The following is an 11,265-nucleotide window of genomic DNA, read 5'->3' on the forward strand; positions in this document are numbered from 1 at the left end:
GAACGGCTACGGCTCGAAGACCGTCCACCTTGACCTCGTGCATATCGTTGCCGCCGCCCTCACCGTCCACGAGGTTCACATCCGAAGACTCATCGGAGCAACGCAGTTTCGAGCGTTCGTAGGCTCGTGGGTTGAGAGCAACATGCCTACAGGACTCGACGTCGGCATCAGCCTTCGTCACAGACGAGAGTACTCACCAGCCAGCCACTCGCGCGTGCAGCCTTGAAGCAACACGCGGGTATCGGCAGGGCTTGACTGACAACCCTCTCAGCTGACCGGCGAGCAAGCACGCCCGGTTACAGTGGATAGAGCCGCCAAGCCGTCAAACGGCTTGGTTGAGCCAAAAGCCCCCGTAGCTCAGTGGATAGAGCAGCGGTTTCCTAAACCGCGTGCGCAAGTTCGATTCTTGCCGGGGGCATCACGCCCAGAGACGCACGGGACGCCGTTTCGCGGGTTGTTCTCCCAACCACGGTGGGCATAGACTCGTCACGGTGATCGTGCTTTGTCGCACAACGATCGGGCGGTGACGCGGTGGGGACGAGTCAAAGGCGACGGCTGATCTGGGCGTTGGCACTCGCCCTGGCGACGGCGGCGGTTGGCGCGGCGCTGACGTCCACGACGGCAGCGGCGGGTCCCGCGGTCACCACGAGCTCGAGCACGATTGCCACCGGCGCCGGCCCACGGCCGCTCTACATGGTCCGCATCGTCCCCGGTCGAGGGGTGCGGCTTCAGGCCGTCTGGCTCGGTGGCGGTCCCGGCCGCACGGGAACCGTCGGCGCATACATCCGCGCCAACGCCGGGCGCGGCGCAGTCGCCGGCCTCAATGGGGACTTCTTCCTGCTGGGCCGCAACGTGCCGTCCGGCAACCTGCTGATCCACAAGGGGCGCAGCTTCCTCGGCGGGACCAATCGAGGCGCCGCCGCGTTCGGCGTCGACGGCAGCGTCGACATCGTCCCCGGGAACGTAAAGGACACCGATCTCGTCGAGGACGGGGTGCGCGAGGCGATTTCGGGCAAGCCGGTGTACGTCCACGACGGGCGCCTCGGCGACCTGACGACACTCGAGCCGTATCAACGCGACCACGCCTACCACCGCACGGCGGTCGGGCGCCTGCGGAACGGGCAGACGGCCCTCGTCGTGGTCGGCGGCGCCGGCACCACCGCCTCGCAGTTCGCGCAGGCGCTGATCCAGCTCGGCTTCGTCGAGGCGCTCGGCATGGACATCGACTCGAGCGCGAACATCAACTGGCGCGGAGCGTCCCTCAACCGGCCGGACTACCAACGGCTGATCCCGACCGGCATCATCGCGTTCCGCAGCGGCGGCTGACGGGCGCTCCCTCGAGCCGCCGTAGCCGCCGACGAGACGAGCGATACTCGCCGCGTGTACTCCTGGCCGCTCGAGCCGTTCGACCGAGCGCACCCGGTGCGCGGCTACTTCAACGACCCACGCATCTCCGGTTCGTCGCGAGCGTTCCACTTCGGGATCGACATCGCAGCCCCGAACGGGACGCCCGTGTACGCGGTGCGAGGCGGTGTCGTGCACCTCGGCGGGCCACGTTCGGTATCGGTCGAGGCCGGCGGACTGTGCTTCGGCTACTGGCACGTGGTTCCCGCGGTGCGCCACCGCCAGCGTGTCAGGAGCCGGCAGCTCCTGGGCCATGTCGAAGCGCCGTGGCTCCACGTCCACTTCGCCGAGCACCGGGACGGCGTCTACGTCGACCCGCTCCGACCCGGCGCCCTCGCGCCGTGGCGCGACACGACCCGGCCGCGCGTGACGAGAATCGCGCTCTCGCGCAACGGCCGCGCGCTGTCGCCGGCCGCGATCTCGGGAGCCGTGGACGTCGTCGCCGAGGCCCACCAGATGCCCGGTCTCGGAGTGCCCGCGCCCTGGGACGGGTTGCCCGTGACGCCTGCACGGCTCCGCTGGCGGGTGCGGCGTGCGGGGCGCACCGTGCGGCCCTGGCACACGCCGGTCGATCTCGGCGAGGAGTTGCTGCCGCGGGAGGCGTTCCGGCGGATCTACGCGCCCGGGACGCGGCAGAACCGTGCGGGGAAGCCGGGCCTGTACCGCTTCTTCCTCGCCCACACCTGGTCGACCTCGCTACTCGACGATGGCCCGTACACGATCGAGGTCGAGGCGAGCGACCTCCGCGGCCACGCGGGCCGGCTCGCTCTTCCCTTCACGATCGCCAACAACGTCTGACGGTTCGAGTCGCACGGGTCTGAAGGGGCGGGGGCCGCTGCGCGCGGCCCCCGCCTCGTCGTCGCCTAGGTGCTGAGGTTGACCGGGAACGAGACGAGCCGGCGGGTCGAGATCCCGCCGAGGATGTTCTCGCCCGGCTTGCGGGCCCGCGTCATCATCACGAGCAGCTGCTGGTTGCCGGGGTTGGCCGGGAAGCCGCGGAGGCGGTTCATCCGCAGCGTCGCCCAGCCGTCGGAGCCGGTCGGCTGCTCACGCGGGGTGAACTGGTTGTACGGGACGGCCGTCGCGAACAGCATGGCGCCCTGAACCGGGCGGCCGCCGCACGCCGTGACGCGGAAGCGCGCAGTGAGGCTCCCCGTGTTGCCGGAGACCACGGACGGCGCGAGCACCTGGCCCGCAATGAGGAGCCGGGCGGGGGCGGACAGCTGGTTCACCTGGATCGCGCCGCTCCCGGCCGGGCAGCCGTTGACCACCGGCGGCGGCGGAGCCGTCGCCGGTCGAACGACTGCGGTCGGAACCGACACTGCGGCCGTCGTCGCGCCGCTCGACGTCGCCTCGACCCGGACACGGAGCGTGTTGCCCTGGTCGACGGCCTTCAGGACGTACGTCTGCTCAGTCGCACCGGAGATCGCGGCGCAGCTCGCCCCGTTCTCGTCGCAGCGGTGCCATTGGTAGCGGAACGAAGGCTGCTGTGTCCACTGTCCCGGGCTCGCGGTGAGCGTGGCTCCCACGACGGCGTTGCCCGAGATCGTCGGCGGCCTCGTGTTCCCCGGCGCGCTCGGCGCGGCCTTGATCAGGGAGGTGGCGTTCGACGCGGCCGTAGCCGAGCCGTCGGCGTTCGTCGCCGTGACGCGAACCCGCAGACGCCGTCCGGCATCCGACGCCGTCACGTCGTACTGCTGGTCCGTCGCACCGCGAATCGCAGGGCAGTTCGAGCCGTCGGAGCGACCGCCCGACTCGGAACAGCGAACCCACTGGTATCGGTAGGAGCTCGGGTCGCCGGTCCAGATACCTCGATTGGCGGTGAGCGTCGCGCCGATCCGCGCCGTGCCGAGGATCCTCGGCTCGGTCGTGTTCGTCGGCGCCGCTTGTTGAGCGGCCGATCCTGCGGTCGAGAATGCCGTCGCGGCGACGAGTGCGGTCAGCGCGACCGAGAGGCCGAGCAACCGCCGTCTGGAGTGGTTCTTCATGCGGGATCCTCCTTTACACTTTCTTGTCGAAATACGAACAGTTCGTGATACGAACCATGGAACGACCCTCTCCTACCCCGACGATCGAAGAGCTAACCGCGATCGCGGAGCTTCGTGCGGCGCTGCGCCGATTCCATCGAGCGACAGATGCGATCGCCCTGCGACAGGGTCTCACCGCTCGTCGTTACGACCTGCTCGCGATGCTCCACAGCGCTCCCGGGCGGATGCGCACGCTGGGCGCGCTCGCGCGTCTGCTCGAACTGAGCCCGAACGCGACGACAGAGCTGGTCGACCGGGCCGTGAGCGCGGGCCTCGTGACGCGCACCGGGGACGGCGAGGACGCGCGCGTCAAGCAGATCGCACCCACTCCACACGGCACGGGCTGCTTCTACGCCGCTGTGGAGGAGCTGCGGCCCGAGCGCAGGAGACTACTCGCAATACTGGAGGAGATCGCCGCGCACTCCGCGCGCTTGAGCGAGAGCTGACGGCAGCGGCGCGGTTGACGCCAGTGCTCCCGCGCGTGTCGGAGGTTCCAGTCCTCGCGAGGCCATGCGAGGAGCCGCTGTTCGCGGCGCGCGGCGCCCGATAACCGCGGGCACCTCGAACCTGCGCTCGTCTTGACGGAGTCTCATGGAAGTCGTACGTTGGCTGGAAGCCAGGGGGATCACGACGGCCACAGCGCACCGCCACGCGCGAGAGAACCGGCGGCATCTGCATTCGCCGGTCGGAGGCCGTCTCCTCGTCCCGGCGCATCTGCGGCTCAAGGGCCTCCGTTCGAGCGGAGGTCGAATCTCGGGTACCGCTGCCGGTGGTGCCCCGCAAGCCGGAGGTGCGCCGTGGCCATCACGAGCGTCAAGATCCACCCCGCGATCGGCGTCGCCCGTGTAGGGAACAGTCCGGACGCGTTCTTCGTCGGGCCCGAGCGGCTCTTCGACCCACCCGCTCCGCCGGGAGGCTTCAAGGACGCTCAGTGCAGGGTCAAGCGCCAGGCTGCGCGCTTTCGGGTGTTCGCCCACCACGACGACGGGACCGTCGACGAACTGACCGCCGCGGAGGCCGACATCACATGGACGGTCCACCTGGTCAACAAGAAGGTGGCGACGCGGTTCCCGGGCGATGGCTCCGCAGCGAACCTCACGATCGATCCGGGGCCGAGAACGCTCGCCGGGCCGGATCAGCGCGAGGAGTTCGACAACGGTCAGATCACGCTTCCCGGTGCCTCGGCCGTCACTGTGCCGCTCGGCGAGGTGCGGACGGACGACGACGGGCACCTGCTCGTCCTCGGCGGCTTCGGCAAGTCGGCGTCGCCCACGGGCCAGAGCATCACGTACTGGCTCGAGTCGCACGGCTGGTACGACGACGTCTCGGACGGCCCGGTGACGGCGCACGTCAAGATCCTCGCCACGAACGACGAGTTCGACGCCGAAGGCGCGTGGGTGCTCGTCGGCCCGCCGAAGTTCGCTCCGGCGCTCGATACCGCCGTCACCCTGTGGGACCGCGTGTTCCAGATGGCGCGCGACCAGGGCTGGGTGGCACCCCCCGCGCAGCCGTCGTACACGCACGACATCTTCCCGATCCTCCAGCGCGCACGAACGATCTCGGCGGTGAAGGACGTCTTCGGGCACCACTCGAGCTGGGCCGACCCGGTGTACGGGCAATCGCAACGTCAACTGATCTTCGGCAAGCTCGCCAACCCCGCGGGAGGTGGGAGCGGGAACATGCCGCTGCTCGCAGGCGAGGCGCTGCACCTGACGCCGACGCAGTACGAGCTGATGCAGAAATGGGCAAACAACCAGTTCGGGCAGGACTGGGCGGGAGCTCCCGGGCCCGACCCGCTCACCCCCGAGGGCCTCGATCGCGCCGCGCTGACCGGCGCCGTCGGCTCCGCCTTCTACCCGGGGATCGAAGCCGGCGGGGAGCCGACGAAGCCGATCATCGACCCGGCGGTGTACGTCGGCGCCGCGGATCCGATGCGCCTCGACCACACTGCGGTCGGGCCGGGTGACATGACCCGCTACATGGCGCTGCCCTGGCAGGCCGACTTCAACGCCTGCGGGACGAGTTGGTGGCCGGTGCCCCGCCCGAACGACGTGATCCCGCAGGGGACGACCTCCTACCAGGCGTGGGCCCGGACGATCGGCAGCGGCGAGGACATGGCCGCGAAGTGGCACACGCTCGGCTTCGTCGTCGAGCAGGGGGGCCAGTTCGTCGAGGTCGAGCGCTGCGACACCTCGTTTATCCAGCTCCTCACACCGAACCTCGTCTTCCAGGACGTCCCCCAGGGCCCGATGGGCATGGCGCGCAAGACGGCGCTCGCCGTGTCCTTCGAGGTCATGTCCACCGGCGGTGCGGTGACGCTCGAGGTGCTCTCGGGCAACGGGCCGAGCCACCCCCGCCTCACCCTCGCGAACTCGACGGTCACCGTGGGCCCCACGGTCGGCAACGCGGTGACGACGGCGCGACTCTGGGTGATCTACGAGACCGGGGCTGTCGGGGAGGTCGTGAACGACCAGCTGACGGTCAGCCACGTCGCCGGCGGCGAGACCTGGACCGTCTCGATCGCGGCGAACACCGTCGCCCGCAAGGTGGGGGCAGCAGTGCTCGTGCTCGACCGCTCGGGCAGCATGTCCGAGGATCGCGGCGACGGGCAATCGAAGCACGACAGCCTCACGCAGGCAGCATCGATCTTCGTCGACGTGATGCTCGAGGGCGACGGGATCGGGATCGTCCGGTTCAACGAGGATGCCCAGCCGTTGCAGAGCGTCACGCAGCTCGGGCCGCCCGGCGATCCGTTCGACCTCTCGCGTCAGAACACCAAGGACGTGATCAACGGTCCCGGCCTCAACCCCGGGGGTGCGACGTCGATCGGTGACGGGATCTTCGAAGGACGCCAGCTGCTGACGAACGCCGTCGGATCGTACGACCTGAAGTCGCTCGTGGTGCTCACGGACGGCGTCGAGAACAGGTCCCGTTACATCTCCGACGTCGCGGCGCAGATCAACGAGCTCACGTACGCCGTCGGGCTCGGGACTCCGCAGAACATCAGCGCCGCAGCGCTCCAGACGATCTCGGGGAACAACGGCGGTTACCTGCTGATCACGGGAGCTGTCGCCGCCGACAACCGCTTCCTGCTGCAGAAGTACTTCCTGCAGATCCTGGCGGGGATCAGCAACGCTGAGATCGTGCTCGATCCCGACGGGCTGCTCGTGCCGGGTACGGAGCAGCGGATCCCGTTCAGGCTGACGGAGGCGGACGCCGGAGCCGACGTGATCCTCTTGACGCCGTATCCGCAGATCGTCGACTTCCGCGTGCAGACCCCGATCGGCATGATCATCGACCCCGGCACGACGCAGACGGAGCCCGGCATGGCGCACGTGCTCTCGGACGGCGTTGCGTACTACCGCCTCGTGCTGCCGGTCGAGCTCTCGCCGGCCCGATTCGAGCAACCGGGAACCTGGCACGCAGTGCTGCGGATCGGGCGGCAACGAGATCCGAGGGGAGGCGACGAACGTGAGGACTACCAGAGGAACCGGATCGTCGAGTACGCGCGCTTCCTCGGCTCGAGACCGAGTGCGGAGAACCAGGCGCTGGCGGCTGCGGGCAGCTCCGCCCACGGCCTGCCGTTCAGCCTCGTCGTCCACAGCTACTCGAACCTCTCCTTCCGCGCCTCGCTCGACCAGTCGGGCTTCGAGCCCGGTTCGACGCTCAGGGTGCACGCAGGCCTCGCGGAAGCCGGGGCCCCTGCCCGCGCCGGGTCGAGCGTGTGGGTGGAGGTGATGCGGCCAGATGCGTCGTTCGCCTCCGTCGACCTCGCCGAGGGCGACCAGGGCCAGTTCTCCGGCGAGGTCGCCACGACGGTTGCCGGCGTCTACCGCCTGCGCGTCCGCGCGAGCGGTGTGAGCGCGGCGGGATACCCCTTCCAGCGGGAGCAGCTCCTGACGGCCGGCGTCTGGCGCGGCGGAGACCAGGGAGCCGATCGGCGTGGGGGCGGGGCGGTGGACTGGCTTCACGATTGGGACGAGCGCCTCTGCGCCCTCCTCAGGTGCATCGTCGGCAAGGGCGTCATCGGAGCGGACGTCGAGCGGCGTCTGCGCGAGGACGGGGTCGACGTCGCCCGGCTCCGGCGCTGCCTCGAGGCCTACTGCAAGGCGGGCCACTCCATGAACCAGACCGATGACTGACGTCTACGACGCGGCCGTCGCCGGCGGAGGCCCCGCCGGCGCGGTCGCGGCGCTAGAGATCGCCCGCGCCGGGCTGTCGGTGATTCTCGTCGAGCGGTCGAGCTACGACCGAACCCGGGTGGGCGAGACGCTTCCGCCGATCGCGACCGCCGTCCTCGGGCGGCTCGGTCTGGAGGGCGCGCTGGCAGGCTCGGGTGCCGTTCCGTCCTTCGGCAACGAGAGCGCGTGGGGCGATGCCGAGCTCAGGTCGAACGCGTTCGTCTTCGACGCCCACGGCGATGGCCACCACGTAGACCGGCGACGCTTCGACGCGATCCTCGTCGAGACCGCCGAGTCGGCCGGGGCGCACGTCACGCGATGCGCCGCCCTGGCGGATTGCATGCCTCTCGAGCGTGGATGGAGCCTGCGGATCCGCGGAGGCGCTCGCGCTGCGCCGCGGACGGTGCGGGCGGCGTTCCTCGTCGACGCGACCGGTCGGCGCTCGTCCGTCGCCCGCCGGGTCTCCGCACGCCGGGAGTTGTTCGACCACCTCGTCGGCGTCGCCGCGCAGTATGCGCCCCGTCCCGACAGTCGGTCGACGCTCGTCGAATCGGTGGAGGACGGGTGGTGGTACTCCGCACCGGTGCCTCGCGACCGTCTCGTCGTGATGTTCATGAGCGACGCGGACATCTGCAGCCGCCGTCTCCCCGCGGCGGCCATGGTCGACGGGTGGGAGGCGACGCTCCGTCGGACCACGCATACACTGGCGCGGCTCGCCGGCGCCCGCCGCGTCTGGGGCCCGACGACCGTGTCGGCAGTGACCCACAGGCTCAGAAGACACGGGACGGACGGGTGCTGGCTCGCGGTCGGCGACGCGGCGCTAGGCGTCGACCCGCTGTCGTCGAGCGGAATCATGCGTGCCCTCACGATGGGGGAAGCCGCGGCGCACGTCGTCGTGCGGCACGCATCCGACGGAGTGAGCCTCACTCCGGCGTACGAGCGCTGGCTGGACGAGCAGCTCGCCGACTACCTGCACGAGCGCCGTGAGTACTACGAGCTCGAGCGACGCTGGCCCGACGCACCGTTCTGGCGACGGCGGCACGCGGACACGACGCCGAGTCCTCAGCATGGGCCTGTCTCGACCTCGCACGAGGCCGCCTTCGCCCCGGGGTCGGGCGATTCGGCGATGATCTGACGCCTGTCGCCGGAGGAGCTCGCGTACCTGAGACCCCCGAGGCGCGGGCGGATCGCGATCGACCGCACGCTCGAGGCGGCCGGTGGGTGGTGCGCCAGTCGACCGGGAGGGAGATGGGCCTCACGAACCGCCGCTCACGACCCCCGAGACGGGTGGTGCGATGCGCTGAGGCACGGAGACGTCACGGATCCGCCAGCGCTTCCTGGATCGCGTCGCCGAGATCCAGCCGAGCCACCGGGCGCAGTCAACGTCACGAGTCGGTGCTCGCGCGCCAGTTTGCCCCGGCCGCCGTGCGGGAATCACCGGGGGTGTCTTCGACGGCCGAACGTCAGCCGGCGGCTCGACGCTCGGGCGGTGCGGCGCGAGGGCGGGCGTTTCGGGGCCTCGCGCTCGTGTTCGCGCTCTCGTTCGTGAACCTCGTCGGCATCCTCGTGACCGCGACGGCGCTCGGAGGGATCGAGCCGTGGTCACGCTGGCAGTTCATCGGGATGTTCGGCGTGGTGGAGGCGGCGTCGGGGCTCGCGAACGTCCTCTCGCCGAACATCTGGCGGCTACCGGTGGCTGAGCTGCAGACGAGCAAGCGGACGGACGTGAAGCTCGCCGCCTCGGCCATGCTCCTCCCACACTGGGGCGGTCTCGCCAGAGCGGGCGCGGGCCTGGTGCTCGTCGCCCTCGCCGGGTGGCAGGAAGGGATTGCCGCCGTCTCGCTCCTGCTCGTGCCGTTCGTCCTCGCGCTCGCGTGGTTCGTCCTCGCCGTCTCCGCCGTTGTCGCTCGCGGCGGCGTGGCCCGCCCCGACGTCGACGTCCTCCAGTTCGTCGTTCGCTGGGGGCGGCGGGAGCGGGAGCTGACGCCGATCAGCCTCGGCGCGTCCATGTTCCAGTTCGTGCTGACGATCGTGACGCTGCCGATCGCCAAGCTGCTGCCGCCGGACGTCCTCTACCAGCCGGCGATCGGCCCGTCGCCGACCGCGTTGCTCGTGGCTCTCGCGCTCGCGGTGGGATCCGGCGCGGCCGCGTATCTCGTCTGGTCGCATCGCATGGCCCTCCGCGCTCCGGCGGAGCAGCAGCGCGAGGCCGAGGCGGAAAGCTGAGCGGCGCGCTGTGACGGCGCACTAGGGTGGGGCGATCACCAGCCGGAGATCGTCACCACCCTGGGCAGGCGACACCGTCTTCGAGCTTGTCCGGTCGCTCGACGACGGGAGCGGAACGGTCGAGTCGGCGGCGCGAGGACTCCTCGAGCGGATCGACGCGGACGACGCGAGGGTGCGTGCGTGGGTCCACGTCGACCCGGAGTTGGCTCTCGCGCGCGCCCGTGAGCTCGACCGGGCGGAACTCACGCGTCGTGGCCGGCTGCACGGGATCCCGATCGGCGTCAAGGACATCCTCGACACGCACGACATGCCGACGAGCTACGGGTCACCCATCTACGCAGGGCACCGCCCAACGGTCGACGCAGCGAGCGTCGCGATCGCGCGGCGGCATGGGATGCTCCCGCTCGGGAAGCTCGTCACGACGGAGTTCGCTGCCTGGCCGCCCGGCCCAACGGTGAACCCGCACGACGTCTCGAGAACCCCCGGAGGGTCCTCGTCCGGCTCGGCTGCGGCGGTCGCGGTGGGAATGGTGCCCGTCGCGTTCGCGACGCAGACAACGGGCTCGATCATCCGGCCGGCGGCGTTCTGCGGCGTCGTGGGCTACAAGCCGAGCCACGGAACCCTGCCGACCTCGGGGGCCAAGGCGATCTCCGAATCGTTCGACACGGTGGGCGTCATCACCCGGACCGTCGCCGACGCCGCCCTCGTCGTCGGTGCGCTGTCGAGCCGCTCGCTCGAGCCTCCGAGCGAGCTCGCCGTCCCTCGCCTCGGAATCTGTCCGACCCACGAGTGGGGAGCAGCCTTGCCCGAGACGGTGGCTCTCTTCGACGCGCTCCCCGGGCTGCTCGAACGGGCGGGTGCTCGATCGACGGAGGTGGCCCTGCCGGACGCCTTCGCAGGGCTCGCAGCCGCCCAGGGCACGATCTGGACGTTCGAGATCGCCCGCTGCCTGGCAGATGAGCACCGGCGCCATCGGGAGCTGATCCGCGAGCCACTGCGGGGGATGCTCGACGAAGGGGCCGCGATGCCCGTCGCCGAGTACGACGCCGCCTGCGACCGTCTGCGCGAGTGCAGAGCGATGCTCGGCACGGTGTTCCACGACGTGGACGCATTGCTCGTCCCGGCTGCGCCGGGTGAGGCGCCGGACGTCGCCACGACCGGGGACCCGATCTTCAATCGCGTCTGGTCTGCGCTCGGTGGTCCCGCAATCACCGTCCCGGCGGGCCTCGGGCCGTCGCGGATGCCTCTCGGCGTGCAGCTCGTCGGCCCACCGGGGCACGACGCTCGCGTGCTCGCATGCGCCGCCTGGGTCGAGAAGGCGCTCGCCCCCGCGGAGCGCAAGTTCGGCTGACCGACCGAGGGCACTCGCCCGTCTCGACATCACCGGCGACGCACCACTCGAGCGGTCGCACGCCCCGCCAGCTGGC

At 70.5% G+C, this 11,265-nt stretch carries 9 protein-coding genes and 1 tRNA gene; 9 read left to right on the top strand and 1 reads right to left on the bottom strand.

Features of this window, described 5'->3' with window-relative positions; translation table 11 throughout:
• The 4 genes from VNM44_RS15950 to VNM44_RS15965 form a co-directional block, all read left to right on the top strand.
• Nucleotides 1-226: hypothetical protein (locus VNM44_RS15950; protein WP_325627090.1), on the top strand; the 226-nt coding region annotated here is incomplete at its 5' end.
• Between the two features lie 120 nt (nt 227-346).
• Nucleotides 347-418: transfer RNA gene (locus VNM44_RS15955), tRNA-Arg, on the top strand.
• 149 nt (nt 419-567) lie between these two features.
• Entirely contained in the window at nt 568-1,326 is a 759-nt protein-coding gene (locus VNM44_RS15960; protein ID WP_325627092.1) for a phosphodiester glycosidase family protein, read from the top strand.
• Between the two features lie 54 nt (nt 1,327-1,380).
• Nucleotides 1,381-2,202, top strand: coding sequence for a M23 family metallopeptidase (locus tag VNM44_RS15965; protein WP_325627094.1), 822 nt, complete (start codon nt 1,381-1,383; stop codon nt 2,200-2,202).
• Between the two features lie 65 nt (nt 2,203-2,267).
• Here VNM44_RS15965 and VNM44_RS15970 read toward each other — a convergent pair whose 3' ends face one another.
• On the bottom strand, nt 2,268-3,392 hold the full coding sequence (locus tag VNM44_RS15970; protein ID WP_325627096.1) for a hypothetical protein: 1,125 nt from the start codon (nt 3,390-3,392) through the stop codon (nt 2,268-2,270).
• Between the two features lie 44 nt (nt 3,393-3,436).
• Between VNM44_RS15970 and VNM44_RS15975 the strand changes: the two genes are divergently transcribed.
• From VNM44_RS15975 to VNM44_RS15995, 5 genes are all read left to right on the top strand, one after another.
• The gene (locus VNM44_RS15975; protein ID WP_325627098.1) at nt 3,437-3,877 is read left to right on the top strand and encodes a MarR family winged helix-turn-helix transcriptional regulator; all 441 of its coding nucleotides are present in this window, start codon (nt 3,437-3,439) and stop codon (nt 3,875-3,877) included.
• A 351-nt stretch (nt 3,878-4,228) separates the two neighbouring features.
• Nucleotides 4,229-7,573 carry a LodA/GoxA family CTQ-dependent oxidase gene (locus VNM44_RS15980; protein WP_325627100.1) on the top strand — a complete coding sequence of 1,115 codons (3,345 nt, stop codon included), beginning with the start codon at nt 4,229-4,231 and terminating at the stop codon, nt 7,571-7,573.
• Entirely contained in the window at nt 7,566-8,747 is a 1,182-nt protein-coding gene (locus tag VNM44_RS15985) for an FAD-dependent monooxygenase (RefSeq protein ID WP_325627102.1), read from the top strand. The genes VNM44_RS15980 and VNM44_RS15985 overlap by 8 nt, the downstream gene beginning before the upstream one ends.
• A 392-nt stretch (nt 8,748-9,139) precedes the next feature.
• On the top strand, nt 9,140-9,838 hold the full coding sequence (locus tag VNM44_RS15990) for a hypothetical protein (RefSeq protein WP_325627104.1): 699 nt from the start codon (nt 9,140-9,142) through the stop codon (nt 9,836-9,838).
• 34 nt (nt 9,839-9,872) lie between these two features.
• Nucleotides 9,873-11,189 carry an amidase gene (locus VNM44_RS15995; RefSeq protein ID WP_414652992.1) on the top strand — a complete coding sequence of 439 codons (1,317 nt, stop codon included), beginning with the start codon at nt 9,873-9,875 and terminating at the stop codon, nt 11,187-11,189.
• Nucleotides 11,190-11,265 lie beyond the last annotated feature (76 nt).

The sequence above is a fragment of the Gaiella sp. genome (assembly GCF_035558935.1).
In the GTDB taxonomy this organism is placed as follows: Bacteria; Actinomycetota; Thermoleophilia; order Gaiellales; family Gaiellaceae; genus Gaiella.